We start from the raw sequence: 26,761 nt of genomic DNA on the forward strand, positions 1-26,761 counted from the left end.
GTCCGTGGCGTGCCTGGGTTCGGCCGATCTGGTCGAGGGGATCCGGGCGCAGGTCGTCGACAAGGACCGCAACCCGCACTGGTCGCCCGCGACGATCGACGACGTGACCGACGCCGACGTCGCGCAGTTCTTCGCACCCCTCGGCGACCTCGAACTCGGCCTGACGGCCCCTACGACAACCGGAGATCAGCAATGACCGACTACGACACCATCCTCCTCGACCGCAAGGGCCGGGTCGGGATCATCACCCTCAACCGCCCGAAAGCGCTGAACGCGTTGAACTCCCAACTGCTGCGCGAACTCGTCACGGCAATCGAGGAACTCGACAGCGACAGCGACATCGGCGCGATCCTCCTCACCGGGTCCGACCGGGCGTTCGCCGCCGGCGCCGACATCAAGGAGATGCAGACCAAGTCGTACATGGACGTGTACCTCGACGACTTCTTCTCCATCGGCGACCGCATCGCCGCCGCCCGTAAACCCATCGTTGCCGCCGTGGCGGGCTACGCCCTCGGCGGCGGATGCGAACTGGCGATGATGTGTGACATCCTCCTCGCCGCCGACACCGCCAAGTTCGGTCAGCCCGAGATCAAACTCGGTGTCATCCCCGGCATCGGCGGCTCGCAGCGCCTCACGCGTGCCGTCGGTAAGGCCAAGGCGATGGAACTGTGCCTGACGGGCCGGAACATGGACGCCGTGGAGGCCGAACGCGCCGGACTCGTCGCCCGCATCGTCCCGGCCGCCGATCTGTTCGACGAAGCGCTGGACACGGCCACCACCGTCGCCGAGATGTCGCTGCCCGTCGCGATGATGGCGAAGGAAGCGGTCAACCGGTCCTTCGAGACCACCCTCAGCGAGGGAATTCGCTTCGAGCGACGCGTCTTCCACTCGACCTTCGCCACCGAGGACCAGAAGGAAGGCATGGCCGCGTTCGTCGAAAAGCGGTCGCCGGAGTTCACCCACCGGTAGTCCCCCGCCTGACCCGAACACCCCGCACCGAGCATTCGGTGCGGGGTGTTCGTGTTTGCGCCCCGGGCGGCTCCGCCGCTAGACCGGCACGACTGCCGAATCATCTTCTACCGGCTGCGCTTTCGATCGACGGTCGACTGCAGTGGCGACAAGGAGGACGGCAAGCGCGGCCACGGTGAGTGCCGCTCCCATCCAGATCGGGGAGGTGAAGCCGAGTCCCGCTGCGATGGTGATGCCGCCGAGCCAGGCTCCGAGTGCGTTGCCGACGTTGAAGGCGGCGATGTTGGCGCCGGATGCCATGGTCGGCGCCTGCGCCGCGTAGTTCATGATGCGCATCTGCAGTCCGGGGACGGTCGCGAATCCGAAGAGTCCCATGAGGAACAGGGCGACGATCGTCATCGGCTTGCTGCCGGCCGTGAGGGCGAATACGACGAGCACGACGGTGAGCACGGCGAGAACGGTGGTCAGGGTTCGGGTGAGCGCCTTGTCGGCGGCGCGTCCGCCGAGGACGTTGCCGACGAACAGGCCGCCGCCGAAGAGCACGAGCAGCCACGGGACGCTGGTCGACGCGAAGCCGCCGACCTCGGTGAGGGTGAACGCGATGTAGGTGAACGCACCGAACATGCCGCCGAATCCGAGGATGGTGACGGCGATCGAGAACCACACCTGCGGGTTCCGGAAGGCCCGCAGTTCGCTGCGCAGACTGGCAGGTTCCGGTGCGTCCGCTGCACGGGACACGGACGGCACCAGCGCGGTGATGCCGATCAACGCCACGACTCCGATGACGGTGATGGCCCAGAACGTGGAGCGCCAGCCGAACTGCTGGCCGAGGAACGTGCCGAACGGGACACCGAGAACGTTCGCGATGGTGAGCCCGGCGAACATCGTCGCGATGGCGCCGGCCCGCTTGCTCGCGGGCACGAGGTCGGCGGCGAGAACCGACCCGATGCCGAAGAACGCGCCGTGGCACAGGGCCGCGAGGACGCGTCCGCCCATCATGACCTCGTAGGTCGGGGCGATCGCCGACAGGAGGTTGCCGCCGATGAACAGCACCATCAGCGCCTGGAGGACTGTTTTGCGGTCGAAGCGGGTGACCGCTGCGGTGATGACGATGGCCCCGATGGCGACAGAGAGGGCGTAGCCGGAGATGAGGTAGCCGGCCACCGATTCGGTCACCTGAAAATCGGCCGACACCTCCGGCAGCAGTCCCATGATTACGAATTCGGTGAGACCGATCCCGAAGCCGCCCATTGCGAGGGCGAGCAGACCCAGTGGCATCGCAGCCACTCCTTTCGTACAGCTTCGAAGAGATAAGAGCGCTAGCTCGAATACTGCGTCTGCATTAGTTGCAAGCGCGCCATAAATAGTTGCACACGCCTGATATGTGCGCAAGCTGGTATTCTGACCCGGCACTCGTATCCACAGGAGGTGGCCATGGCAGTCGCTGACGACGCCGTCGAGATCCGGTCGCAGGGATGGCGCACGCTCGCGGCCCTGCACGGTCTGCTCGAGGCGGAACTCGAACGCGCCCTGCAGCGGGGTCACGACCTCTCGGTGGTCGAGTACACGGTGCTCGACGCACTGAGCCGCCAGGACGGCTGGCACATGCGGATGGCGCAGCTCGCCCGCGCGGCCGCGCTGAGCAGCAGTGCCACCACCCGGCTCGTGAACCGGCTGGAGAACCGCGGGCTGCTCACCCGGATCCTGTGCGACGACGACCGTCGCGGCATCTACACCGAACTCACGCCCGCGGGCCGGGCGGCGCTGGACGAGGCGCGTCCCACCCACGACGCCACCCTGGAGTCGGCGCTGGACCGGGCCGCCGAGGTTCCCGAACTCGCCCACCTCGCCCGCGCCCTGCACGAGCTCCCGGCGTAGGTGAGTGGCGCGGCGTGCCGGGGCACACTGCGCCACTCACGTCAGGACAACGGCGTGAAGTCGCGCGACGCGATGTACTCCGGCCGCGGTCGCGGTGCGGCGAACGGCGCGACGAGCGTGTTCTCGACACTGTTGAACACGAGAAACAGATTCGACCGCGGGTACGGCGTGATGTTGTTGCCCGACCCGTGCATGACGTTGGAGTCGAACCACAGCGCGGTGCCCGCCGCACCGGTGAACTGGTCGATCCCGAACTCCGCGGCCATCCGGGTCACGTCCTCCCGGCGCGGAACCCCGACCTCCTGCTCGACGAGAGACGACGTGTAGTTGTCGTCGGGGGTTGCGCCGACGCACTGGACGAACCGCTTGTGCGAACCGGGCATCACCATCAGCGACCCGTTGAACGGGTAGTTCTCGGTGAGGGTGATCGAGCAGCTGACGGCCCGCGGCACCGGGAGCCCGTCCTCGGCGTGCCAGGTCTCGAAGTCCGAGTGCCAGTAGAAACCGGTGCCCTTGAAACCGGGCATGGAGTTGATCCGGCTCTGGTGGATGTAGACGTCGGAGCCGAGAAGTTGCCGTGCGCGGTCGAGAATCCGGCCGTCGCGGATCAGCGCGGCCACCACGTCACTGCGCCGGTGGACGTCGAAGACGGACCGAACCTCGTCGGTGCCGCGTTCGGTGATGACGCGACCGCTGTCGCGCATCGACGGATCCCGGGACAGCCGGTCGAGTTCCTCCCGGCACGACGTCACTTCGCCGTCGCCCAGGACGTGGTCGACGATGGTGAAGCCGCGTGCCTCGTGTCCGGCGAAGGCGGCCGCGTCGAAGGGACCGTCCGCGGGTTTACCCCAGACGGCGGGTTCGTTCCGTTGGAGCATCGACGGCTCGGAGGCGATCCGAGTGGGGTACCGATCGTGACTGTTGGTGGATCCCTGAACCTCAGCTACCTGAGTCATTGCCCCTCCTCGGCAGTTACCTCTACTGCACTGTCGCTATGACGACAGCGTCTTCTGATCGGCGCGGAGCCGCTGGACGGCGTCGTCCAGGTGTTCCGCGAGCAGTTTCTGCACCTCGCCTGCCGTGCCCGACCGGATCGCCTCGCGCAGGGTCGCGTGTTCCTGCGCCTGCTCGCGGATGTCGTCGTAGGTGGTCTGCAATGCACCCAGGCACATCCGGGTCTCGATCAGCAGCGTCCGCGCCGCGCGGATGAGCCGCGGGCTCTGCGCGCTCTCCACCAGGATCTGGTGGAACTGCTGATCGGCGTCCGAGACGGCGGCGGCGTCGCCACGCTCGGCCGCGGCCTGCATCACGAGGACGGTGGGTTCGAGCGCCAGGTAGGTGGCTTCCCGGCGACCGTCGGCGAGAATCATCTCGAGGGCCCCGCGCTCGATGACCGACCGGCTGCGGTACACGTCGACGACGTCGTCGAGGCTCAGTTCCGTCACGAAGATCCCACGGTGACGGATGCTGTGCAGTATGCCCTCGGACACGAGCCTCTGCATGGCTTCGCGCAGGGGTCCGCGTGAGACCTGGAAGTGCGCGGCCAGTTCCGCCTCGCCCAGCTGTGCACCCGGTTCGAGGGCACCCTTCATGATGGCGACCCGCAGGCGGTCCGCGATGAATTCGGCAGTCGATTGACGACTGACGGGTTCCAGGTCAGTCAGAGCCATGACTGTGGCCTTTCTCGAACAAGGTTCCTAACGACGGTTGTACCGCCGTGTGGCCCGCAAGACGCAGGCCTTCCCAGATGGTCACCTGGTTTGCCGTGAGGACCGGCTTGCCGAGGCGCTGCTCGAGAGTACTCAGCGCGCCCAGCGTCCTCATGGCCGTGTCGGGGATGAGCAGGGCTTCGGCGTCCGGGTGGTCGTTTTCCACCGCGAGTTCCACCACGGATTCGGGGCTGAGCTGACCGACCTCGGCGGCGGTGTCGATTCCCGCGCTCGACATCGACAGCACCTCGATGCCGGCGGCGGCGAGGAATTCGACGAACAGCTTCGCGACGTCCTCCGGGTAGCTCGCGGCCACCGCGACCCGGGTGATCCCCAGGGCGTGCAGGGCGTTGACGAACGCGAAACTGGTGCTGGACGTGGGCACCCCGGTGGCGGCGGCGAGCGTCTCGGCCTGCTGCTTCGCGCCGTCGGGGCCGTAGACGAAGCTGCCCGACGTGCACGCCCACACGACGGCGTCCGGCTTCTCGTCGGCGAGCAGTGCGGCCCCGCCGGCGAGTTTCTCCGGGCTGCCGAGGTCGAGCAGTTCGGGCACGGCGTGCAGGTCGGTGCCGTAGATGTGCACGACCGGCAGATCCACTCCGAGCATCTCCGCGGCGAAAGGGTAGTCGTCTTCGGCGGCGTGATCCGGGTAGATGAATCCCACAGTGGGTGTCGGCGTGCTCGTCATGCATTCTCCTCTTTTCGTGTCGTGAGGGGGTGTGTCAGAAGACGTTGCGGAGCCACTTGCCGGGCCCTGTCATGGGGAGTTTCATCCGGCCCAGACAGGCCCAGATCGTGAGTTGGTTGGCGGTGAGGACCGGTTTGCCGAGTTCCTGCTCGATCGGGGCGATGATGTCGTAGGTCGGCAGGTTGGTACAGCTGACGAAGATCGCCTCCGACCGGGGGTCGTCCGCCGCGATGATCCGCTCGGCGATCGTGCGGTAGTTGACCTTCCAGATGCCGCCGCCGAGCCCGAGGTGATCGGAGCGCACCACCTCGGTGCCGGCCTCGTTCAGGAACGCGTGTAACCGTTCGGTCAGCGGGGCGTCGTACGGCGTGATCACCGACAGCCGGCTGAGCTCGAGGTGTTCGATCGCCTCGACCAGCGCCCCGGACGTGGTGACCGCGTGCAGGGCGCCTGCCTCGCAGATCGCGTCGCACAGCGTCCGCTCGTAGTCGAGGCCCTTGATGAAACTTCCCGACGTGCACAGATAGGCCACGACCTCCGGCTCGACGTGCAGGACGTCGCGCGTCGCCGCCATGAGGTGTCTTCGTTCGGATACGAGTTCGGCCATCTCCAGGCTGACGGGCACGGGTTCGTACGGCGTGCGCGCCAGATGCAGGCTCACCTCGAGGGGAGCCCAACGCCAGAGTTCACGTTCGAGGGCCAGGTCGAACGGGGCGATGATGCCTATTCCCCGTTGCGCGATCGGCCCTTCGAATTCGGGAATGTTCAGTTCCAACACCAGGCCTCACCTTCGTTTCGGCCGCGCCCGAGCATTATCAGATTGTTGACAATCATACGAGTTACTCTTACGGTGTCAACGTGAGTCGGAACCCGATCGTCGCGGTGCTACATGCCCACGTTCTGCCGAGCGACGAACTCATGGCACCGGTCGCGTCCCGTGCCGAAGTTCGCTACACCGGCAAGGCGGGGCTGAGTGACGCCCTCGACGGCGCGGACGTGCTGTTCCTCTACGACTTCCTCACCGACGCGGTGCCCGGAGCGTGGCATGCCGCCGGTTCCCTGCAGTGGTTGCACATCGCCGCGGCCGGCGTCGATCCCGTCATGTTCCCCGAGGCCCGCGACAGCGACGTCACGATCACCAACTCCCGGGGCGTGTTCGACGGCGCGATCGCCGAGTACGTGCTCGCCCAGATCCTCTCGTTCGCGAAGGATCTGCGGGGTTCGCTCCGACTGCAGCAGTCCCACACGTGGCAGCACCGCGAATCCGAGCGGATCGCGGGCCGCACCGCCCTGATCGTCGGCACCGGACCCATCGGCCGCGCGATCGCCCGGCTTCTCCGCGCCGCGGGGATGAAGGTCAGCGGATCGGGTCGCACCGCCCGCAACGCCGATCCCGACTTCGGGACGGTCACCGCCACGGAAGACCTTCCGAATCAGCTCGCCGTCGCCGATTACGTGATCGCGGTGGCCCCGCTCACCGAGCAGACCCGCCACCTGTTCCGCGATACGACGTTCGCCGCGATGAAGCCGGGCGCGCGGTTCGTCAATGTGGGACGGGGTGAGCTCGTGCGCACCGACGACCTCGTCGCCGCGCTGCGGGCGGGAACGATCGCGGGCGCCGCGCTCGACGTGTTCGACACGGAACCACTCCCCGCGGACCATCCGCTCTGGGAGATGCCGAACGTGTCGATCACGCCCCACAATTCGGGCGACTTCGCCGGCTGGCGAGACGACCTCGTCACCGTGTTCACCGAGAATTTCGAACGCTGGGTGACGGGGTACCCGCTCGAGAACGTAGTTGACAAGCATCTCGGGTACGTACCGAGCCGATGATGACAGGGCCCGAACGTCCAGGCTGAAGGAGTTCTCATGAATCCCACCGACATGACCGCCGTCGAACTGGTCACGGCCTACTCGTCCGGAGAACTTTCGCCGGTGGAAGCCACGCAGGCGATGCTCGACGCCATCACCGAGCGCGACCGCACCATCAATTCCTATTGCCTCGTCGACGAGGAGCGGGCGCTCGCGCAGGCCCGGAATTCCGAGGAGCGCTGGAACACCGGCTACTCCAAGGGACTGCTCGACGGCGTCCCGATCTCCATCAAGGACATCTTCCTGACGGACGGCTGGCCGACGCTCCGCGGATCGCAGGCCGTCGACGAGGACCAGCCGTGGGACGTCGACAGTCCCGTGGCCGCCCGCCTGCGCGAGGACGGGATGGTGTTCCTCGGCAAGACCACGACCCCCGAGATCGCCTGGAAGGCCGTCACCGACAGCGCCCTGTGCGGGATCACCCGCAACCCGGCCGACCCGACCAAGACGGCCGGTGGTTCTTCGGGCGGCAGTGCCGCGGCGGTCGCGGCGGGTCTCGGCCCCTGCTCCGTCGGCACCGACGGCGGCGGCAGTGTGCGGATCCCCGCGTCGTTCTGCGGCGTCGTCGGTTTCAAGCCCACCCACGGCCGGATCCCCCTGTTCCCGGCGAGCCCGTTCGGGCCGCTGGCGCACGCAGGCCCGATCACCCGCACCGTCGAGGACGCGGCACTGCTGATGGACATCCTGTCGCTGCCCGACCCGCGCGACCCGACGTCGCTGGCCCCGTTCCCGACGACGTTCCGCGGCGAGATCGGCCGCGACGTGGTCGGACTCGGCGTCGCGTACTCCCCCACGCTCGGTTACGTGACCGTCGATCCGGAGGTCCGGGCGATCGTCGACCGAGCGGTGCAGGCGATCGACGCCGCGGGTCTGCCGGTCACCGCCGCCGACCCCGGGTTCGGCGATCCGATCGACGCCTTCGAACTGTTGTGGGCGGCCGGGGCCGCGGCCATGCTGAAGAACTTCCCGGACGGGGCACGCGACAAGGTCGACCCGGGTCTCGGCAAGGTGTGGGAACGGGGCGAGAAGTTCAGCGCGGTAGACTATCTCGACGCTCGCGCGGTCGCCGCGGACATCGGCATCACGATGGGCAAATTCCATCTGACGCACAATGTCCTGCTCACACCCACCGTCCCCATTCCGGCTTTCGAGGCGGGCTACGACGTGCCGCCGGGCAGCGACCTCACCGGGTGGCCGCAGTGGACGCCGTTCACGTACCCGTTCAACCTGACGCAGCAACCGGCGATCAGCATCCCGGTCGGACGCACCGCGGCGGGTCTTCCGGTGGGCCTGCAGATCATCGGCCCCCGGCATTCGGACGACCTAGTGCTCGCGGTCGCACGGTACGCGGAACACGTCCTCGGCTAGGTCGGCCGAAAAGCACCCGATTCGCGCGGCATCCGAGGATGATCGGGACTGGGCCCGGTGCTGCGAACGTCTGCTCTGCGGCCGGGTGGCAGTTGCCTGACAGAAGTTTTCGGGGTCGGGGAGAGTAGATGACAGCAATGCCGGTGTCCGGGGTCCCGCCGCATTCGCCGCAGGACCGGGATCCGTTCGCCCCGGGCATGGTCGTCGCCACTCGATACACACTCCTCGGACGATTCGCCGGACCCGACTGGGTGCAGTGGTGGCACGCGCACGACACCGAACTGTGCAGGGACGTCTCGCTCAGCCTCGTCGACTCGGCGCACCTCCGCGACACCGATACCCGTCCGGATCCGGTGGAGCGGTTCTGCCGGAACACCACCGGGACCAGCTTCAGCCACGAGGGCCGGATCGCGCAGGTCTACGACATCGCGGCGGTCGGCGACCGGATCGCCGTGGTCGCGGAATGGACGCCCGGATGGCGTCTCGCGGATATCGCGCGCACGGTTCCGCGGCCGTTGGACGCCGCGCGCATCGTGCGCGACCTCGCCGCCGCCACCGCGGACGCGCACCATTTCGGTGCCCGCATCTCACTCGATCATCCCAACCGGGTGCGGATCTCCCGTGACGGACTCGCGGTCCTCGCCTTCCCCGCCACCCTCGCCGACAGCAGCACGGCCGACGACGTCGCCGGCCTCGGCGCGCTGCTGTACACGCTGTTGCTCGGCACGTGGCCGCTGCCGCAGTCCGGCGAGACCCTCCCGGCCGGACTTCCCCCCGCCGGCCGTCGGGGTGACGGTTCCGTCGTCCCACCGCATCGGGTGCGGCCCACAATTCCCCATCGGCTGTCCGACGTCGCCGTGAACGCCCTCACCCGCCAACCCGGAATGGACACCGCGCAGGCGATGGTCGACGCCCTCGACCGGATGCTGTCCGACGCGCGGGCTCGGTCGGCTCCCGCGTTCGCCCCGAGGAAGAAGCTCCGCCCGAAGACCGACGAGCGGTCGGCCCGACCGCGGGCGCCGCTTCCCGCGATGAGCGCCGCGCTCGCCGTGGTCGTCGCGCTCGGCGCCGCCGGGTGGGCGATCAGCACCGCGTTCACCGCGTCGGACGCACCGCCCGCGGCCGTCGCGGACAGCACTCTCAGCGAGATCGCGCCCGCGCCGGAACCCGACCCGACGCCGCTGATCCCGTCGTCCGCGGCCGTCTACTCACCCCAGCACTTCCCCGACAACGGGACGAGGGCGTCGCTCGCGGTCGATGCGAACCCGGCAACGTTCTGGGCCACCGACCGCTACCCGCAACAACTGCCGCCGACGACGGGCGGTGTCGGCCTGATCGTGTCGTTTCCGCAGCCCGTCGATCTGCGGACCGTCTGGATCGAATCCCCCACGCCGGGCACCCGGGTCGAGATCCGGACCGCGCCCGCCGCATGGGCCAACATCGGCCACACCCAGTTGCTCGGCGCCGCCACGCTCGCGCCCGGGGTCACCCGGATCGCCGCCCGGACGCCCGCACCCACCACCCGCGTCCTCGTCTGGATCTCCGGACTGTCCCCGGTCGATTCCGGATTCCAGTCGAGCCTGTCGGAGATCGGGTTCCTGGGCGGCGGCGCGTGAGTCGCGACATCTTCGGCCCCACCCAGCCGAACACGGGCAGCACCGCACGCGACCACCTCGCGAACGAACGCACCTATCTCGCGTGGCACCGCACCGGCATCAGTGTCGCCGCACTCGGGGTGGCGGTGGCGAAGTTCGCCCCGCACCGCGGCGACCACGCCATTGCCGCCGGATTCATCCTGATCGCCGCGGGCCTGCTGGTATCCGCCTACGGCACCTACCGCTACCGGGTCATCAGCAGGCAGATCGAATCCGGGGTATTCGCGCCGGCGACGTTCGCCGCCGTCGTCACGTCCAGCGTCGTCACACTGCTCGCGCTCCTCGCCGTGCTGGTCCTACTCTGACCCGGCCTACTCTGATACGGGCACGGCCTCGACGCAGCGGAATCCGATGTGGCTCATCCCGGTGTCGACCATCTGCGGCCGCCGCGCCGCGGGCCGGTACCGGCGGCAGTAACTGTCGGCGCAGAGGAACGATCCACCCTTGATCACCCTCCGTGGAACCCGGAACTGGGGTTGGCGCGGGTCGAAGCTCTCCGACATGCCGGGCCCACGCGGATTGCGTGGCGCACAGCACGACTCCGCGGAACCACTGTGCCGCTCGGCGTACCAGTCGGCGGTCCACTCCCACACGTTTCCCGCCATGTCGAACAGTCCGTAGTCGTTGGGCCGATAGCTTCCGACGGCGGTCGTGGTGCCGTACCCGGGGTCGGCGCGCCACGGGAAGTCCCCGTGCCAGTAGTTCGCCGGCGGCGGGGATCCGGCGTCCGGGGCGTCGCCCCAGGTGAATTCGGCCTGGTCGAGACCGCCGCGCGCCGCCGCCTCCCACTGCGCCTCGGTGGGGAGGGACCGTCCGGCCCACTGTGCGTACGCAGCCGCGTCCTCGTGGGCGACGTGGACGACGGGATGTCGTTCACGGCCGGTGATCGTCGACGCCGGCCCGGTGGGTCGCTGCCAGGACGCGCCGACCGTCCAGGTCCACCACTGGCTCAGGTGCCGGAGATCGACCGGTCCCCGGGTGGGGACGAACACCATCGATCCGGGTTGCAGATTTTCCGCGGGCGCCCCCGGAAAGTCGTCGGGGTCCAGCGGACGTTCGGCGACCGTGACGTAACCGGTGTCTTGGACGAACCGCGCGAACTGTTCGTTGGTGACCTGGTGCGCCTCGATCGCGAACGCGTCGACCGCCACCCGATGCGCCGGACCCTCTTCCGGATAGTGCCGATCCGAGCCCATGGTGAACGTCTGGGCGGGGATGCGACGGACGTCGGAAACGGTCACGGTGTCCACGAAGTCTCCCTTCCGACTGCTCAGGTGACGGCCGGAGAGAAGACGCTCGTCCAATCGTTCTTCATGCTTACCACGGTCCAGTCGTTCGCTCGTGCCTCTTCGAGGGCATGCTCGGCACCCGCGACGTAGTCGAATTCGCGGTCGGCGTCGTCGTGCAGGATCAGCACCCGCAGGGCCGGGCGGTCGGGTCGCCCGGAGAACGCGAGCATCGGCAGGTCGCCGTTGGAGTTGCCGACCGACAGGATCGGCCGCCGACCGATCCTGCTCCAGATCCGCACCGGTTTCTCCGGTCCGTCGTCGAAGAAATCCATCGCCGCCTTGTAGAGCAGCTCCGTCCGGCCTTCCTCGGCGCGGTAGGTGAGGCCGAGTGCACTGCCGATGATCCGTTCCGGCGGTATCCCGTAGAGCTGCCCGGCGATGGGGCGCATGAAGTCCCGGTCACCGCCGGACGCGATGTAGAGCGTGAATCCGTTCGCCTCCAGGTAGCGCAGGAGATCGACCATCGGTGCGTATCCGCAGCCCCGGTACGGGCGATCGAGCGTCGGATGGTCCGCTCCATCGAAGAACGCGGTGACCCGGGCGTCGTAGTTCTCGACGCTGATCTCGTCGAACGCCCGGGTGATCGCACCCATCAACAGTTTCAGATCCGCGTCGTCGCCGTGATAGTGCTTGACGATCGCGGCGCCGAGCCATTTCAGGTCGTGCTCGTGCGCGGCCTGCCAGGGCTGCGTCTGCTGCAGTTCGGGATCGTCGGCGGCCATCTCCGCCAGCCGCCGGATGGTGAAGTCGAGCTGGATCGGCATCGGCTTCTCGCACCACAGTGTGCCGTCGTTGTCGAAAACGGCCACCCGGTCCGCCGGCTCGACGAAGTCCGGTCCCGGGGCCGTCACCCGTCCCACGAAGTCCTCGATCGCGGACCGCGACGATCCGTCCGACCAGGAACCACCCAGTCCGGCGCCCATCCCGGTCAGTCCTTCGCCAGGAAGGCGTGCAGCTTTGCCACCGCATGGTCGATCGTGAAGCTCGCCGGCTCCTGCCTCGGAGGAAATTCCTTGAACGTCTCGAGGAATTGAGTCGTGATGACCGTTCCGTAGATGGCGATGTAGTCGTGGTCGAGGAACCAGTCCCAGTAGGTGTTCGACGTGATGTCCGCACGCTCGAACGGGTCGGTGCGCAGGTTGAACAGTTTCGGCAGCCGTAGCGGCGTGAACGGCTCCGCCCACAATCCGAGGGTGCCCTGCGCCCGCTGCTCCATGAACACGATCTTCCAGTTGTCGAAACGGATCCCCAGCACGTCGCCGTCGTCGGAGAAGTAGACCATTCCCCGGCGCGGCGACGTCTCGACCTCACCCGTGAGGTACGGCAGGAGGTTGTAGCCGTCGATGTGCGCCTTGAACGTCTTCTCGCCGGCGTCGTGGCCGGTCTTCAGTTGCTCGACGACCTCGGGCGCACCCGCGGCGGCGAGGAACGTCGGAAGCCAGTCGTGGTGCTGAACGATCTCGTTGGATACGACGCCGGCGGGAATCCTTCCCGGCCAGCGGATCACCTCGGGGACCCGGAACGCGCCCTCCCAGTTGGTGTCCTTCTCGCTGCGGAACGGGGTGGTCGCGCCGTCCGGCCACGTGTTCGCGTGCGGGCCGTTGTCGGTGCTGTAGATGACGATGGTGTTCTCGGTGAGACCGAGTTCGTCGACCGCGTCGAGCAACTGGCCCACGTGCTTGTCGTGATCGACCATGGTGTCGTGGTACGGCGACTGCCAGTGCCCGGCCTGCCCGATACTCTCCGGTTTGGTGTGGGTCCGCAGGTGCATGTGCGTCGTGTTCATCCACACGAAGAACGGTGTGTCCGCTTCCTTCTGCCGTGTGATGAAGTCGATTGCCGCGGAGACCGTCTCATCGTCGATGGTCTCCATGCGCTTCTTGTTCAGCGGCCCGGTGTCCTCGATGCGCTGCTTCCCGAACGGCCCGTACCGCGGATCGACCTCGCCGCCGTCTTCCTCGGTGGCCCAGCAGTGGAGGACGCCGCGCGGCATCATCACCTCGTGCAGTTTCGGATAGTCGTGCGCGCTGGGATAGTCGGGGAGCTCGGGTTCTTCCTCCGCGTTGAGGTGATAGAGGTTGCCGAAGAACTCGTCGAACCCGTGCACGGTCGGCAGATACTTGTTCAGGTCGCCGAGATGGTTCTTCCCGAACTGCCCGGTCGCGTATCCGAGGGGCTTGAGCAGTTCGGCGATGGTGGGGTCTTCGGGCGACAACCCGACGTCGACACCGGGAATGCCCACCTTGCTCATGCCGGTCCGGTACACGCTCTGCCCGGTGATGAACGCCGCCCGGCCCGCGGTGCAGCTCTGTTCGCCGTAGGAGTCGGTGAACCTCATGCCCTCGTCCGCGATACGGTCGATGTTCGGTGTGCGGTAGCCCATCAGTCCGTCGCTGTAGCAACTGAGATTGGTGATTCCGATGTCGTCGCCCCAGATGACCAGGATGTTGGGTTTCGCGTCCGTCATCGTGCTCTCCTCGCGTCATCGGTCGGCTGCGATTCCCTGCGGCCGTCGCCCGCACGACAGCCGGGACTCGCAGTCCTGACGATGCTCGCGGGACGTCCCGGCCACATCACCCGCACCGGGTGAGACCTCGGTCCGCCGACCGGCCGTCAGTCCGGTGGCACAGACGCCGGTCGGTCCACGGTCAGGATGTACACACTGATCACCATCACCCACGCCGGAAACACCAGCGTCACCCAGAGACTGAAGCTGACGACGACCAGGAGCGTGAGCGACAGCAGGTACGTCGCGACGGCCAGCCACCGCGGCATCAGCCCGGTGCGCAACCAGATGGTCCCCAGCGAGATCATGAACACCCCGGCCATGCGAACTCCGTAGACGTTGTTCACGTGCAGCATCACCTCGCGACCGAAGTAGACGAGGTCGTTCTGCGGGGCGCTGGGCAGCCGGGATACGGCGAGCATTCCCCCGGCGAGTGCCATCGACACGAATGTCGTCGCGAGGAACAACAGCCCACTGCCCAGGAAGACGGTCGAGAAGAATCGGTCTTCGAGATCTCCGAGCCGGTCGCGAATGACGCCGATGAACCACAGGAACGCGATGCCCGCGAAGGGCGCGAGGATCAGGGCCGTCGTGATCTGCGTCTGGTGGCTCACCCACGGGGTGCCCGCGGCGCCCGGCAGTGCGCTGCGCAGCAGGACGATGCTGGAGGCGAACAGGACGCCGAAGAGGACACCGGCCACGGCTGCGGCCCGTGGGGTCCGCAGCCGGTGGTATTCGGCATCGCCACGTGTGCCGGCCATGAGATTCAGTCTTCGCCGAGGTCGCGCTCCGGGGCAACAGGGACCGCGGATCGAGCCGCTACCCGGACGCCTCCAGCGTCGCTTTGAGAACGGTGACGTCCAGCGTGGCCGCCAGATCCGCGATCGTCACACCCGACAGCGTGCTCCGCCATGCACGCTCCGCGTCGGCCATGACCCTCGCGATGCCGCAGGGGGTCTTGCATTGTTCCGGTGGCGCGGCGAGCAGCCCCTGCTGCCGGATCTCGGTGCACCGAAACGCCGGCGCATCGCCGTCGACCGCCTGCACGACGTCGAGCACGGTGATGTCCCCGGGGGCGCGGGTGAGGACGTACCCGCCGTCGCGGCCCTCGGTCGGGTGGACGAGACCGGCGCGGGCCAGCGACTGCAGGTGCTTGGCGAGATAGGACTTCGACACCCCGTGCAGGTCGGCCAGCCGGGCGGTGGGCACCGGGCCCTCGGCCTGGCTGAGCACGACGCAGCAGTGGAGCGACCACTCCACACCACCGGAAATCTTCATGCTGACAACCCTATTTGCGAAGCCATTCGTCCAGGGTGGTCGGGGCGATCCAGGCGCCGGCGCCGGGTGTCGGAGTGATTGCCGCGTCGTCGAGTTGCGCACCGAAGTAGCCGGCGGCGGGATCGCTCCTCACGGTCCGCTTGTCGCCGGTCGACGCGAACAGCCGGCGCACCAGTTCGTCGATGCCCAGCGGCTCGGGACCGGCGATCTCGACGGTGCCGTTCAGTGGGGCGCCGGCGGCGACCTCCGCCACCCGGGTCACGACGTCGCGCGAGGCGATGGGCTGCAGGTGCGCCGGCGTCGCGTGCACCGTGTCGCCGACGGTCCCGGCGTCGGCGATGCCCGCGATGAACTCGAAGAACTGGGTCGACCGCACGATCGAGTAGGGCACCGGACCGGCCTTGACCACGTCTTCCTGCGCGACCTTGGCCCGCATGTATCCGGAGTCGGGAAGCCTGTCGGCGCCGACGATCGACAAGACCACGTGGTGCCCGACGCCTGCGGCCTCCTCGGCGGCGAGCATGTGCTTCGTCGAGTCCCGGAAGAACGCCAGGACGTCGTCGTCCGCCCACGACGGCGAATTGGTCAGGTCCACCACCGCGTCGGCTCCCGCGACGGCCTCTGCGACACCCTTGCCGGTGGTCGTGTCGATTCCGTCGCCGCGGCCGAGGGCCACGACGTCGTGCCCGGCCTCGCCGAGCTTCGCCGCGACCTGCCGTCCGATCAGTCCGTTCCCGAAAATGACGATCTTCACGTCTTGTCTCCTTTACTCGGATAAGTCATGTCCGAGTTTACTCCGACAAGTGTTGTCCGAGTCAAGACCCGCATCACGCCGATTCCGGCCGCACCATGACGGGCACGCCCTCGTACGGCGCGAGGGTGATCGGGAAACTGTGCAGCTCGTCCACTGCGCCGATGTGCTCGTCGGTGAACAAGTTGACCGCAGGCGAGCCCGCAGGCAGGAACTGCGACTGGACGGTCGCGGCGATCTCCTCGGACGTGAAGTTGAGGACCGTGACCTCCAGACTCGAGTCCGCCAGTTCGTGAACCATCACGAGCAGCCCCTTGTGGGAGACGGTCGGCACGTCGAGTTGGACGGCGGTGGCGATGCCGAATCGGTTCCGGATATCGATGATGCGGGCCAGCCTGCGCGCGAACGACGTCGGATCCTGCAGTTGCACAGGCAGACTCCCATACAGACTGCGTCCACGGGGAATGCCCGACTCCGACCGCTCGGCATCCGGGTTGACGCCCATCAGGTCGTGCGCACCCCGGTTGATCCAGCGGGTGTCCCCCTCCGCGAGGAGATCGGCGACGTCCTCAGACGGCACGGGAAGCAAACCGCACAGGTCCCAGCCCGACAGGGCGAACACTCCCGGCTGGAGTGCGTTGAACATCGCCAGCAGCAGGTGAGCCTGCTTGACGGTGTCGATGTCGGCATCGTCCATCCGGTCGAGGTCGCGGATGCCCAGCGCGGCGGTGATGACACTGGCTGTCGTGCAGGCGATCCCGTTCGTGGTGAACGTGCGGTTGTACGGCGCCCACCGCCCGGTGAGCCGCTCGCACAGGTCTTTGCGGATGCGGTCACCGAGGTCGGTCCCGGTGACGGACTCGCCGCCGTAGTCGAATTCGTCGTCCTTGTGCAGGGTCGCGAAATGGACCAGCTCGAACGTCAGTTCGTCGTGGTTCTGCAGAGCATGGACGAGCGACGCCGCGTCGACGCCGTGATCGCGGGCGAGGTTCATCGTCAACCGCAGGAATTCGGTGTTCCCCATGACCAGCGCATGGTGGTAGGCGGGCCGATTGATGAAGTCGTACGACAGGTCGGCGCCGGTCGTGCCCATCGCCTTGATGTCGTCGATGGTGAGGTTCAACTCCTGGAACGTGAATCCGCCCATCTTCCGCACAATGCTGGCGATCAGGTGATTCGCCGCCTCCGACAGCGGGTGCCCCTCCGACCAGCCGGGAAGCCCCTCGGTGCGGCGTTCCACCCCGAGGAAACCGTTGGCGTCCAGGCGGAGCGCGCCCGCGCCGAGGTCGGCGATGGAATGGCAGGCGTCGCCGATGACGAGGCGCATGCCCGCGAACGACGGATCGAGCCAGTTGATCGACGGCTGCCCGGCCTTGAAATAGTGCAGATACACCCACCGGCGCTCGACGCCGTCCACCCCCATCACCGCGGGCGTGACACTCCAGTTGGTCTCCTTCACCCCGAGTTCGTAGAAGATGACGCGCTGCAGTTGCCCGATGATGTACCCGGCGCGGGCGAGTTGCGCCTCGGTGTCGGCGTCGATGTTCACCGCGTCCCGGCCGTCCGGCACGCGGGGAAGCAGGTGCCAGTCCTGCTGTTCGATCTCCACCATGTGATAGATGCCGGGGTAGTCGGCGTGCGCCATCTCGGCGAGCCGGAAGTCGGCGCCCTTACCCGTGTGGCCGGGGACGATGTCGTCGATGACGATGCCGTCGTACGCTGCGGCGACGACGCAGAGCTTGCGGAACTCCTCCTCCGTCCCGAACGCCGAGTCGATCTGCATGCTGATGCGGTCGAAGTGGCCGTCCACCGAGGGCGTCGCCCGCCACCCTTTGATCCCACCGGCCTGCTTCACCGGCCCCGTGTGCACCGCCGTCACCCCGATCTCGGAGAACGCCTGCCACAGCGACTCGTCGCCGAGCGAACTCAGGAAACTCGCGCCCGGCGCGGTGATGATCGAGATCGGGTACGCCGTGAACCACACCGAACCCCGCTCCACCGCGGCCCGCGGATCGGGGTCGGCATAGGGGTTCTGCCACATGCTGCCCTTGCCGGACAACTGCTCCGCGATCAACTTCGCATCGTGCAGGATCGACTGGTTGATCAGCCACTCCACGTACTTCGGGTTGTCCGGCACCGGCTCACCCGACTGCGCATCCACCCTCGCCGCGCGGCGGACCGACGGTTTCAACGGCCGCGGACGCGCCGGATAGAACTGCTCGTCGTAGCTGATCTCGCTGGGCTCGTGATGGATCTCGGGGTTCATGGTCCTCCGTCGTCATCTCGTCGACTCCGCCGCACCGGTCGGCTACCCGTCCACCGTCCCACGGAAACGACCGCCCGGCATGCGGAGTTGGAGATCGAACCGCGCGATCACCTGGCGAGCAGCGGTTTGACGTCCCGTCCGACGAATTCGACGAATCCCAGCAGATCCGGTTCGTCCTCGGTCGGTGTGATCGCCACGGACGTCGCACCCAGATCGGCGAGTCTGCGCACCTCCGCGGCGATGGTGGCCGCGTCACCGGCGACCCCGATTCCCGCGTCGGCCGGTCTCTCCCACCGCGCCAGTTCCGCATCCACCCGTCGCTGCGCACCGTCGCCGGTCGCGGCGATCTTCGGGACGACCACATGATGCGAGGCGGCCCGGGCCGCGCCGATCTCCTCCGCGATCAGATCGCGGGTCCGGCGGACGTCGTCGTCGCCGACCGCGGACGGGAGCAGGTTGCCGTCACCCAGCCGTGCCGCCAGGCGGATCGACCTGGGACCTTCGCCCTCGAGCATCAGCGGCACCCGCTCGGCCGGGGGCCAGTCCAGTTTCACGTCGTCGAGCCGAACGTACCGCCCGCTCGTGCTCACCGACTCGCCGTCGAGCAGCGCCCGCAGCGCTACCGAATACTCCTCGAGCAGGGTCATCGGTGACCCCGCCCGGGCACCCGCCTGCTCCATCCAGTCCTGCACCCCGTGCCCGACACCCGCGATCACCCGGCCGGGAAACAACCGGGCCATCGTGGCGATCTCCATCGCGGTGAGCGCGACGTTGCGCAGCGGGACGGGCATCAACCCGACACCGACGTGGATTCGTTCCGTCCACGCGAGCGCCGCGGCCGCCGACGCGACGCCACTTTCCTTGAAACAGTCTTCCCACAACCAGATCTCGTCGAGACCACTGCTCTCGGCCACCCGCGCGAAATCCCTCAACCGCTCGGGTTCGATCGTCGGGATGAACGTCACGCCCAGTCGCGGCACCGCAGTCGTCATCGATCCATCATGCGCGATGAGGCCCGGCCGCCGCGGGGCATCGTCACGATTCCCGCAACCGGGCGGTGCTGTCGCGAACGACCAGTGACGTCTTCATCAACGATCGGGTGCGGGTGCCGCCACCCAGCCGATCGAGCAGGATCGTCGCGGCCGCACGCCCCTTCTCGACGATCGGTTGATGAATCGTGCTGAGACCGAGCAGTTCTGCGACGGGCGCGTCGTCGAAGCCGATGACGGACATGTCGTCCGGCACCGACAGCCCGCGCTCGCGCAGCACCTGCCACGCCGCCACCGCGTGCACGTCGGACGTCGCAACGAGCGCGGTAGGTTGCGCGGACGCGAGCAGGATCCGCGTGGCCTCGGCGCCGGCGGCACGGTCGATGTTGCCCGCCACCACGATGGACAATTCCCCCACCGGAAGGTGATGGTCGCGGGCCGCGTCGAAATAGCCGGCCAGGCGTTCGCGTGCGTTGCGCTCGGTTGCCGCACCGACGTCGTCCGCCGTGACCATCCGGCAGTCGGAGTCCTGGCCGAGTTTGTCGACGATGATCCCGACGCGCCGGTGGCCCAGTTTCAGGATGTGATCCATCTGGAGATAGGCGCCGTTCCGGTCGTCGATGGCCACGAACGGCAGTCCCGCGCCTCTCGGCGAATCGACGACGACGGCCGGGATCCCGCGCGCGATGATCGCCTCGACCAGGGGATGACCGTCCGGGACGTTGTGGATGACCACGCCGTCCACGAGCCCACGCAGGACCAGCGAGTTCGGCGGTGAATCCGCGGCGCCACCGCGGGAGGCCGGAAACAGGGTGAGAGCGATGTCGGCGGAGTTCCCGATCTCCGCGATGCCCTTCATCAGCAGGGTCACGGACGGATCCTCCAGCGCTTGCACGGGAGAATCGGGCACGATCACGCCGACCGCGCCGATCCGCCCCGACCGCAGGCTGCTCCCGGCGATGTTCGGCCCGGCGTAGCCGAGTTCCGCCGCGACCGAGTAGATCCGTTCCCGTTGTGCCGCAGAGACCTTCGACGATTTACTGAACGCGTAGGAGACGGAGGCGACCGACACCCCGGCAGTTCGGGCGACGTCTTTCATCGTGACCACGTGGTACTCCCTCGTCGGCGTTCATCGGCCACAACCGGCCGCCCGCGCACCGAAGCGCACCGATGGCGAAGACCGATCCTAGTCCGCGCCCGGGCGCGCTCGACGCTCCCCTCGACATCCCCCATTGACAGCACTCCATCCGGTGATACGATTCACCATCATAAGTCAATCGTTTCACCATTTCAGTTTCACCATCCCCGGGAGCACTCATGACCAAGGTCCTCTACCTCTACGGCGGCTGGCCCGGCCACCATCCGTACGACATCGCCGCATGGGCACGCGAACTGTTCTCCGAGCTGAACTACCAGGTCGAGGAGTCGCAGGACATCTTCACCCTCGACCGCGACCTCACCGGCTACGACCTGATCGTGCTCGGCTGGAACAACGCGCTCACCACCGAGGACCTCAGCGATTCGCAGGAGAAGAACCTGCTCGACGCCGTCGCCGCCGGAACCGGGGTCGCGGCGTGGCACGGGGCCGCCGCCGCGTTCCGGGCGAGCCTGAAGTACCACTTCCTCCTCGGCGGCGACTTCGTCGAACACCCTGCGGGAGAAGCTTTCCCGCAGCCGTACAAGGTGAGCATCACCGACCGCGAGCACGAGGTGACGGCGGGTGTCGAGGACTTCGTCGTCGCGTCCGAGCAGTACTACATGCACGTCGACCCGAACAACCGGGTCCTCGCGGAAACCGAGTTCAGCGGCGAGCACCTGCCCTGGCTGGAGGGGCTGCGCAGCCCGGTGGCGTGGGTGCGGCAGTGGGGCGCCGGCCGCGTCTTCTACCACTCGATCGGCCACACCCCGGCCGACCTGTCCGACCCGAACGTCCGCCGGCTGACCAAGCAGGGACTGCGCTACGCCGCCCGCGTAGCGCACTGACACGACCCATCACGACACGAGGAGAAACGATCATGGCGAAATTGACCGGCGGGCAGGTAGTCGCCCAGGTCCTGAAACAGTACGGCGTCGAATACGTCACCGGCATTCCCGGCCACGGCATCTGGTCGCTCACCGATGCGTTCCTGGAGAAGGGATCCGAGATCCCGTTCATCCAGGTCTACCACGAGCAGAGCGCCACGCACCTCGCGGACGGCTACTACCGGGTGTCCGGCAGGCCGATGGCCGCGGTGGCGTCGATCGGGGCGGGCGCCGCGAACACCGTGCTCGGTCTCGCGACCGCGTACAGCGACTCGACGAGCCTGCTGTGTATTACCGGCGGGCCGCCCACCCACATGCGCGGACGCGGTCTGCTCCAGGAACTCGAGCGGCACACCGACAACGGATTTCCGCAGGTCACCGACGCGGTGTCGAAGCGCAGCTGGGTCGCCACCCGGGTGGAGGAACTGCCGTTCATCATGCACCGCGCGTTCAGCACCATGCTCACCGGCCGCCCGGGACCGGCACACATCGAGGTGCCGATGGATGTGCAGGCCGAGGCCGCCGACGTCTCCCTGCACGACCTCGCGCGACGGCTGCCGGTCGGCCTGCAGCAGCCCGACCCGCTGGCCATCGACAAGGCCGTCGACGTGCTCAGCGATTCGCGTAGGCCGGTGATCGTCGTCGGCGGCGGCGCCATCACGTCCGACTCGGCCGACGAAGTGCTCGCTCTCGCCGAGGCGTGGCAGATCCCCGTGGTCACCACGTGGAACGGCAAGGGCGCGTTCCCCGAGGACCACGCACTGTTCGCCGGCAGCGTCGGCCAGACCGGAACGATCGTGGGCAACGCCGTCGCCTCCCGCGCCGACGTGGTGATCTCCATCGGATGCCGGTTCACCGACTGGTCGTCGTCGAGTTACGCACAGGGAGTGACGTTCTCGATTCCGCCGGCCAAGCTCATCCACATCGACATCGACCCGCACGAAATCGGCAAGAACTACCCGGCCGAAGTCGGCATCGTCGCCGACGCCAAGCCGACCGTCGCCGCGATCGTCTCCTCCCTCCCCCGCAGCGGCGCCGACCGCTCCGAATACCTCGCCGAACTCGAGCAACTGAAGGCGGAGTGGGAGGCCAAGCTCGCAGGCCGTCGCGACTCCGACCGGTTCCCGTTCACCTCGCAACGCCCCCTCGGCGGCCTGCGGTCGGTGATGGAGCGGGACGGCATCATCGTCGCCGGTTCCGGCAACACCCAGGGCGCCGTGAAGCAGACGTTCCCGGTGTATCACCCGCGCACACACCTGACCTCCGGCGGATTCTCGTCGATGGGCTGGGCAGTGCCCGCCGCGATCGGCGCCAAACTCGCCGCCCCCGACCGTCAGGTCGCGTGTGTGCTGGGTGACGGCGACTTCCTCATGACGTCGCAGGAGATCGGTGTCTGCGTGCAGCACGACATTCCGGTCGTGTTCGTGGTCCAGGACAACGCCGGCTACATGTCCATCCGGGGTGGGCAGCGCAAACAGACCAGCCGGCACATCGGCACCGAATTCAACCGCCCCGACGGCACCCCGTACAGCCCCGACTTCAAGGCGCTCGGCCAGTCGTTCGGCCTCGAATCGTTCCGGGTGGACGACCCGGCCGACCTCGACAGCACGTACCGGAAGGCCTTCGACTCGAAAGCGCCTGCCCTGATCGAGATCCCGACGGATCGCGACGCCGCCGGACCGTGGGTTCCCGGGTGGTGGGACTTCCCCGTCCCCGCGTACATCGACGACGAACGTCAGGACGAGTACTGGGCGACCCGAGCCAAGGAACAGCACCTGTGAGAACCTCGGGCCACGATCAGATCGACGCGTATTCACCGCTGCGCGAGGGCGCGGTGGTGGAGGTGGGCGACTCCGACACGGTCACGGCCGATGTCGTGGTCGTCGGGTCCGGGATGGGTGGTTCGACCCTGGCGTGGGCGCTCCGGGATCGGGACGTCGACGTCCTGGTCGTCGAGCGCGGCCGGTTCCTCCCCCGTGAGGTGGAGAATTCGCAGGCCGCGGAGATGTTCCTCGAGGGCCGGTACAAGACCGCCGAACCGTGGTTCGACGGCAGCAACGGTGAGCCGTTCCAGCCCGGTGTGTACTACTGGGTGGGCGGCAACACGAAGTTCTACGGCGGCAGCCTTCCCCGCTTCCGCGTCACGGATTTCGAAGAGACGCAGCACTACGACGGCGTCTCACCGAAGTGGCCGTTCAGCTACGCCGACCTCGAACCGTTCTACGCCGAGGCGGAGCGTCTCTACCAGGTGCACGGCGTCGACGGCGAGGATCCGACCGAACCCCCGCGGTCGTCTCCGTATCCGTTGCCCCCGCTGCCGCACGAACCGACGATCGAGCGTTTCGCCTCCTCGCTGCGCAAGCAGGGTCTGCACCCGTTCCACACGCCGAACGGCATGAACCTGACCACGCAGGAGCATCGCCGGCAGTCGACGGCGTCGGACGGCACCCCGTCGCAGACCGACCACAAGAGTGAAGCGGAGAACCGCGCGCTGCGCCCCGCCCTGGAATCGGAGCGGGTCCGCCTGCTCACCGAAGCCAAGGTGACGCGTCTGCTCACCGACGCGAAGGGCACTCGAATCGTCGCTGCGGAGGCCGAGTTCCGTGGCCGCAAAATCCGGATCACGGCCAACCAGTTCGTGGTCTCGGCGGGGGCGGTCAACACCGCGGCGCTGCTGCTCCGGTCGGGCGGCGAACGGAACCCGGACGGTCTCGGCAACTCGTCGGGACTACTGGGCCGGAACTACATGGTGCACAACAGCACGTTCTTCATGGGCGTGAACCCCTTCCGGACCAACACGACCGCGTGGCAGAAGACGCTGGGAATCAACGACTGGTACGTCGCGGGCCCCGACAACGAGTACCCGCTCGGCAATCTGCAGATGCTCGGCAAACTGCAGGCTGCGCACGTGAAGGGGGCACGGCCCTGGGCGCCGATGTGGGCGCTGAAGGCGGTGGTGGATCGCAGTCTCGACATCTACCTCACCACCGAGGATCTCCCGGCACACAGCAACCGGGTTCGGGTCGACGGCGACCGGATCATCGTCGACTGGACACCCAACAACACTGCGCCGCATCGTGAACTGGTTCGCCGCGTCTCCGCGGCGGTCCGTAGGGCGGGGTATCCGATCATCCTCACCGAACGGATGGGGATCGCGACGAACTCGCACATGTGCGGAACCGCGGTCGCCGGCACCGATCCGGCGGCGAGTGTCCTCGACCCGCACTGCCGAAGTCACGACGTCGACAATCTGTGGGTGGTGGACGGGTCGTTCTTCCCGTCGTCGGCGGCGCTCAACCCCGCGCTGACCATCGCAGCCAACGCGCTGCGGGTCGCACCCCACATCGCGTCCGCCGCAGAATAACCTCGATCCGCGGCCATTCCGACCGCGTCGCGCCCCGCTCGACGGGCGTATCTCTATCGATTGTCGACAACATTGCAAGGTCTAGTTTATTGTCGACAGATCGTTCATCGCAGCGGACTCGCGCCACGTAACGCGCCCGCTGATTTGCCGAGGGCGATGTTCTCACCCCCTGCGGGACAGTCGATCCCGCCGAATGAATAGGTTTCCCATGCGAAAGATTTTCCTGGCCTGCCCGTACAGCCACGCGGACGAGCGTGTCGTCCACGAGCGATTCCTCGCCTGCAACGAGGTCGCCGCGACGATCGTCGAGTCGGGCAACGTCGTCTTCAGCCAGGTGTCGATGTCACACCCGATCAATCTGGCCTTCAAGACAATCGACCCCAGCGAGGTCGGCAAGCTGTGGGCGCCCGTCGACGCCCACTTCATGGAATCGATGGAGGAGTTGATCATTCTCGACGTGGACGGGTGGGATCGGAGTTCGGGAATCCAGCGAGAGATCGAGTTCTTCGAAAGCCGCGGCCGTCGCGTCAGCCTGTGGTCGCAGGCGTCGGAAGAGTTCGTCACGGAGACCGCCCGCGCCTGAGGTAGTGCCTCGGTTCGTCCCGTCACGGACGGCGGTCGGTCACCGGCCGCCGTCCACCGACGGGGCACCATCGTCCCATGTACATGTCAAGCCGAAGGCTGGGACTCCCACTGCATCTGGGTACCCGGTGGGCGTGAGCGAGGAAGCACACGCAGGGCGCGGCGCCGGCGTGTCTCGTCCCGTCTCGCGCGCGGGATCATCGTCTGCCGGTCGCGCTCGGTGGTTCCACCCCACACGCCGTACGTCTCGCCGGCCGTGACGGCGTGGTGTGCGCACGCTCGCCGGACGGGGCAGCCCAGGCAGATTTCCATGGCCGCTCGCTCTCGGCGGGCACGAGCAGCTCGCCCTTCGCCGTCATGCGAGTAGAACAGCTCGGTGTCCATCTGCCGGCACTGCGCATGGATCTGCCAATCCCATTCCGGAGTAATCGGTTTGGGAAGAATCAACGCGCGAATCGTGGTCATCGTCAGCTTTCCCGCCCCGATGCGGGAGGTCCGGTTTCGGACCTGCCCACGGGGCGAAGGCATTGCGAAGGCCGACCGGAACCGCGGCGCCTGGCCAGTGTCCGGTCAGCGGTGTGCAGTCGGGAGTCAGTGGTCGACGAGTGCGCTGACACCCATCTCGAGGCTTCTCCGTCCGTCACGGGTGCGGAACGGTGTGCGCGCCGCCGCCGACTCGGCGCACAGCGCCGCGGGGTCACGGTCGAGCCAGTGGTCGATCGCCACCCGGATTCGTTCCCGCAACGGCCGGGGTGCCAGGCGAAACTCCTCGACCGCGGTGGTCACCGCGAACTCGCCGACAACACGGGACCCACGGCACTGCACCACTGAGTGGCCGCGTCGATGATCAATCCTGCGACCTCGCGGTGCGCGAGGTCGTTGGGAATGTCGTGGTAGCCACCGGGGATCGCGACGGCGCGGCAGTGGTGGAGTTCGCCCGCGAACTCCGAGGCCTTACCGGGTGCGGCGAATGCATCGTGCTCGCCGTTGATCAACAGGATCGGCATGATGAGGACCGGAAGCCCCGTGCGGACCTTGCATCCGGCGACGGCGAGCGCGCTCCACAGGTTCGGTTCGGCCGGGGCTGTGTCGAATCCGAGCGGATCGTTCGCGAGCGCGTCGAGGTATGCCTCGTCCTTCGCCATGATCAGATCGGTGCGTCCCTCAGCCTCGGGCGGCAGCCCCCACAGCGGTGCACCGGTCATCACCAGGCCGGTGCGGGCGGTCGCGGTGCGCATCGCCAGCAACGCCCCGGTCAACGCGCCCAGCGAGTGCCCGACAATGACGACGGGCAGGTCCGGGTGAGTGCTCGTCATGAGATCGAGCAGGATGCCGGCGTTGGACGCGAGTTCGTCGACGGAGGGGAACATTCCCGCGCGGCCGCCGGTGTGGCCGTGTCCGAGATGATCCGGGCCCCACACCTCGATGCCCGCATCGGTCAGTTGCCCGGCCAGCCGGTGGTAGTGCCCGGTGTGCTCCCCGAAGCCGTGCAGAAGCAGCACCTGGGCGTGGGGGAACCGGGCAGCCCAGCGCCGGTAGTAGACCTTGTTGCGTACGCCGTCGAAGAAGGGCACG

At 67.6% G+C, this 26,761-nt stretch carries 28 protein-coding genes; 11 read left to right on the forward strand and 17 right to left on the reverse strand.

The window, feature by feature from the left end; translation table 11 throughout:
* Nucleotides 1-196: enoyl-CoA hydratase/isomerase family protein (locus MLGJGCBP_RS22060; protein WP_201453157.1), on the forward strand; the 196-nt coding region annotated here is incomplete at its 5' end.
* Nucleotides 193-969, forward strand: coding sequence for an enoyl-CoA hydratase (locus MLGJGCBP_RS22065; RefSeq protein ID WP_160098007.1), 777 nt, complete (start codon nucleotides 193-195; stop codon nucleotides 967-969). The genes MLGJGCBP_RS22060 and MLGJGCBP_RS22065, both read left to right, overlap by 4 nt.
* Before the next feature lie 78 nt (nucleotides 970-1,047).
* On the opposite strand, the gene MLGJGCBP_RS22070 is transcribed toward MLGJGCBP_RS22065, so the two are convergent.
* Nucleotides 1,048-2,247: an MFS transporter gene (locus MLGJGCBP_RS22070; RefSeq protein WP_160098008.1), complete on the reverse strand. Its 1,200-nt coding sequence runs from the start codon at nucleotides 2,245-2,247 to the stop codon at nucleotides 1,048-1,050.
* Nucleotides 2,248-2,403: 156 nt separating this feature from the next.
* On the opposite strand from MLGJGCBP_RS22070, the gene MLGJGCBP_RS22075 reads away from it, so the two are divergent.
* On the forward strand, nucleotides 2,404-2,847 hold the full coding sequence (locus MLGJGCBP_RS22075; protein ID WP_012691665.1) for a MarR family winged helix-turn-helix transcriptional regulator: 444 nt from the start codon (nucleotides 2,404-2,406) through the stop codon (nucleotides 2,845-2,847).
* A gap of 41 nt (nucleotides 2,848-2,888) precedes the next feature.
* Here MLGJGCBP_RS22075 and thpD read toward each other — a convergent pair whose 3' ends face one another.
* The 4 genes from thpD to MLGJGCBP_RS22095 are packed head-to-tail and all read right to left on the reverse strand — an operon-like array spanning nucleotide 2,889 to nucleotide 6,022.
* Complete coding sequence (gene thpD, locus MLGJGCBP_RS22080) at nucleotides 2,889-3,803, reverse strand: ectoine hydroxylase (protein ID WP_160098009.1); 915 nt, start codon at nucleotides 3,801-3,803, stop codon at nucleotides 2,889-2,891.
* Nucleotides 3,804-3,839: 36 nt separating this feature from the next.
* Complete coding sequence (locus MLGJGCBP_RS22085) at nucleotides 3,840-4,517, reverse strand: GntR family transcriptional regulator (RefSeq protein ID WP_087562029.1); 678 nt, start codon at nucleotides 4,515-4,517, stop codon at nucleotides 3,840-3,842.
* Nucleotides 4,504-5,244 (reverse strand): maleate cis-trans isomerase family protein, encoded by a 741-nt coding sequence (locus MLGJGCBP_RS22090; RefSeq protein ID WP_087562034.1) that lies wholly within the window; start codon nucleotides 5,242-5,244, stop codon nucleotides 4,504-4,506. Before MLGJGCBP_RS22090 ends, MLGJGCBP_RS22085 begins: the two co-directional genes overlap by 14 nt.
* A 34-nt stretch (nucleotides 5,245-5,278) precedes the next feature.
* Nucleotides 5,279-6,022 carry a maleate cis-trans isomerase family protein gene (locus MLGJGCBP_RS22095; RefSeq protein ID WP_087562028.1) on the reverse strand — a complete coding sequence of 248 codons (744 nt, stop codon included), beginning with the start codon at nucleotides 6,020-6,022 and terminating at the stop codon, nucleotides 5,279-5,281.
* An 80-nt stretch (nucleotides 6,023-6,102) separates the two neighbouring features.
* On the opposite strand from MLGJGCBP_RS22095, the gene MLGJGCBP_RS22100 reads away from it, so the two are divergent.
* The 4 genes from MLGJGCBP_RS22100 to MLGJGCBP_RS22115 all read left to right on the forward strand — a co-directional run bounded on the left by MLGJGCBP_RS22100 (nucleotide 6,103) and on the right by MLGJGCBP_RS22115 (nucleotide 10,444).
* On the forward strand, nucleotides 6,103-7,077 hold the full coding sequence (locus MLGJGCBP_RS22100; RefSeq protein ID WP_160098010.1) for a D-2-hydroxyacid dehydrogenase: 975 nt from the start codon (nucleotides 6,103-6,105) through the stop codon (nucleotides 7,075-7,077).
* Between the two features lie 36 nt (nucleotides 7,078-7,113).
* On the forward strand, nucleotides 7,114-8,484 hold the full coding sequence (locus MLGJGCBP_RS22105; RefSeq protein ID WP_160098011.1) for an amidase: 1,371 nt from the start codon (nucleotides 7,114-7,116) through the stop codon (nucleotides 8,482-8,484).
* A gap of 128 nt (nucleotides 8,485-8,612) precedes the next feature.
* Nucleotides 8,613-10,100: a hypothetical protein gene (locus MLGJGCBP_RS22110; RefSeq protein WP_160098012.1), complete on the forward strand. Its 1,488-nt coding sequence runs from the start codon at nucleotides 8,613-8,615 to the stop codon at nucleotides 10,098-10,100.
* Complete coding sequence (locus tag MLGJGCBP_RS22115; RefSeq protein ID WP_160098013.1) at nucleotides 10,097-10,444, forward strand: YidH family protein; 348 nt, start codon at nucleotides 10,097-10,099, stop codon at nucleotides 10,442-10,444. Before MLGJGCBP_RS22110 ends, MLGJGCBP_RS22115 begins: the two co-directional genes overlap by 4 nt.
* A gap of 6 nt (nucleotides 10,445-10,450) precedes the next feature.
* Here the strand turns inward: MLGJGCBP_RS22115 and MLGJGCBP_RS22120 are convergent, their stop codons facing one another.
* From MLGJGCBP_RS22120 to MLGJGCBP_RS22160, 9 genes are all read right to left on the reverse strand, one after another.
* Entirely contained in the window at nucleotides 10,451-11,335 is an 885-nt protein-coding gene (locus tag MLGJGCBP_RS22120) for a formylglycine-generating enzyme family protein (protein WP_236581265.1), read from the reverse strand.
* A gap of 74 nt (nucleotides 11,336-11,409) precedes the next feature.
* On the reverse strand, nucleotides 11,410-12,351 hold the full coding sequence (locus MLGJGCBP_RS22125; protein WP_160098015.1) for an HAD family hydrolase: 942 nt from the start codon (nucleotides 12,349-12,351) through the stop codon (nucleotides 11,410-11,412).
* A gap of 5 nt (nucleotides 12,352-12,356) precedes the next feature.
* The gene (locus MLGJGCBP_RS22130; protein ID WP_160098016.1) at nucleotides 12,357-13,895 is read right to left on the reverse strand and encodes an arylsulfatase; all 1,539 of its coding nucleotides are present in this window, start codon (nucleotides 13,893-13,895) and stop codon (nucleotides 12,357-12,359) included.
* Nucleotides 13,896-14,041: 146 nt separating this feature from the next.
* Nucleotides 14,042-14,695, reverse strand: a complete 654-nt coding sequence (locus MLGJGCBP_RS22135; protein WP_160098017.1) for a hypothetical protein — start codon at nucleotides 14,693-14,695, stop codon at nucleotides 14,042-14,044.
* Between the two features lie 58 nt (nucleotides 14,696-14,753).
* Complete coding sequence (locus MLGJGCBP_RS22140; RefSeq protein WP_160098018.1) at nucleotides 14,754-15,212, reverse strand: RrF2 family transcriptional regulator; 459 nt, start codon at nucleotides 15,210-15,212, stop codon at nucleotides 14,754-14,756.
* 10 nt (nucleotides 15,213-15,222) lie between these two features.
* Nucleotides 15,223-15,966, reverse strand: a complete 744-nt coding sequence (locus MLGJGCBP_RS22145; protein ID WP_087562019.1) for an SDR family oxidoreductase — start codon at nucleotides 15,964-15,966, stop codon at nucleotides 15,223-15,225.
* A 73-nt stretch (nucleotides 15,967-16,039) separates the two neighbouring features.
* Nucleotides 16,040-18,229 (reverse strand): maltose alpha-D-glucosyltransferase, encoded by a 2,190-nt coding sequence (gene treS / locus MLGJGCBP_RS22150; RefSeq protein WP_087562018.1) that lies wholly within the window; start codon nucleotides 18,227-18,229, stop codon nucleotides 16,040-16,042.
* A 107-nt stretch (nucleotides 18,230-18,336) separates the two neighbouring features.
* The gene (locus MLGJGCBP_RS22155) at nucleotides 18,337-19,221 is read right to left on the reverse strand and encodes an LLM class flavin-dependent oxidoreductase (RefSeq protein WP_160098019.1); all 885 of its coding nucleotides are present in this window, start codon (nucleotides 19,219-19,221) and stop codon (nucleotides 18,337-18,339) included.
* 43 nt (nucleotides 19,222-19,264) lie between these two features.
* The gene (locus tag MLGJGCBP_RS22160; protein ID WP_160098020.1) at nucleotides 19,265-20,326 is read right to left on the reverse strand and encodes a LacI family DNA-binding transcriptional regulator; all 1,062 of its coding nucleotides are present in this window, start codon (nucleotides 20,324-20,326) and stop codon (nucleotides 19,265-19,267) included.
* Nucleotides 20,327-20,535: 209 nt separating this feature from the next.
* On the opposite strand from MLGJGCBP_RS22160, the gene MLGJGCBP_RS22165 reads away from it, so the two are divergent.
* The 4 genes from MLGJGCBP_RS22165 to MLGJGCBP_RS22180 all read left to right on the forward strand — a co-directional run bounded on the left by MLGJGCBP_RS22165 (nucleotide 20,536) and on the right by MLGJGCBP_RS22180 (nucleotide 25,187).
* On the forward strand, nucleotides 20,536-21,201 hold the full coding sequence (locus MLGJGCBP_RS22165; RefSeq protein ID WP_160098021.1) for a ThuA domain-containing protein: 666 nt from the start codon (nucleotides 20,536-20,538) through the stop codon (nucleotides 21,199-21,201).
* A gap of 32 nt (nucleotides 21,202-21,233) precedes the next feature.
* A complete protein-coding gene (locus tag MLGJGCBP_RS22170) occupies nucleotides 21,234-23,021 on the forward strand; it encodes a thiamine pyrophosphate-binding protein (protein WP_160098022.1) in 1,788 nt (595 codons plus the stop codon).
* On the forward strand, nucleotides 23,018-24,604 hold the full coding sequence (locus MLGJGCBP_RS22175; RefSeq protein WP_160098023.1) for a GMC oxidoreductase: 1,587 nt from the start codon (nucleotides 23,018-23,020) through the stop codon (nucleotides 24,602-24,604). The genes MLGJGCBP_RS22170 and MLGJGCBP_RS22175 overlap by 4 nt, the downstream gene beginning before the upstream one ends.
* A gap of 208 nt (nucleotides 24,605-24,812) precedes the next feature.
* The gene (locus tag MLGJGCBP_RS22180) at nucleotides 24,813-25,187 is read left to right on the forward strand and encodes a DUF1937 family protein (RefSeq protein ID WP_160098024.1); all 375 of its coding nucleotides are present in this window, start codon (nucleotides 24,813-24,815) and stop codon (nucleotides 25,185-25,187) included.
* An 86-nt stretch (nucleotides 25,188-25,273) separates the two neighbouring features.
* Here the strand turns inward: MLGJGCBP_RS22180 and MLGJGCBP_RS22185 are convergent, their stop codons facing one another.
* The 3 genes from MLGJGCBP_RS22185 to MLGJGCBP_RS22195 form a co-directional block, all read right to left on the reverse strand.
* Nucleotides 25,274-25,651 carry a WhiB family transcriptional regulator gene (locus MLGJGCBP_RS22185; protein WP_160098025.1) on the reverse strand — a complete coding sequence of 126 codons (378 nt, stop codon included), beginning with the start codon at nucleotides 25,649-25,651 and terminating at the stop codon, nucleotides 25,274-25,276.
* Between the two features lie 126 nt (nucleotides 25,652-25,777).
* A complete protein-coding gene (locus MLGJGCBP_RS22190) occupies nucleotides 25,778-25,972 on the reverse strand; it encodes a hypothetical protein (RefSeq protein WP_160098026.1) in 195 nt (64 codons plus the stop codon).
* Nucleotides 25,969-26,760 carry an alpha/beta fold hydrolase gene (locus MLGJGCBP_RS22195; RefSeq protein WP_160098027.1) on the reverse strand — a complete coding sequence of 264 codons (792 nt, stop codon included), beginning with the start codon at nucleotides 26,758-26,760 and terminating at the stop codon, nucleotides 25,969-25,971. The genes MLGJGCBP_RS22190 and MLGJGCBP_RS22195 overlap by 4 nt, the downstream gene beginning before the upstream one ends.
* Nucleotide 26,761 lies beyond the last annotated feature (1 nt).

It is taken from the genome of Rhodococcus sp. T7 (genome assembly GCF_009872365.1).
GTDB lineage: Bacteria > Actinomycetota > Actinomycetes > Mycobacteriales > Mycobacteriaceae > Rhodococcus_F.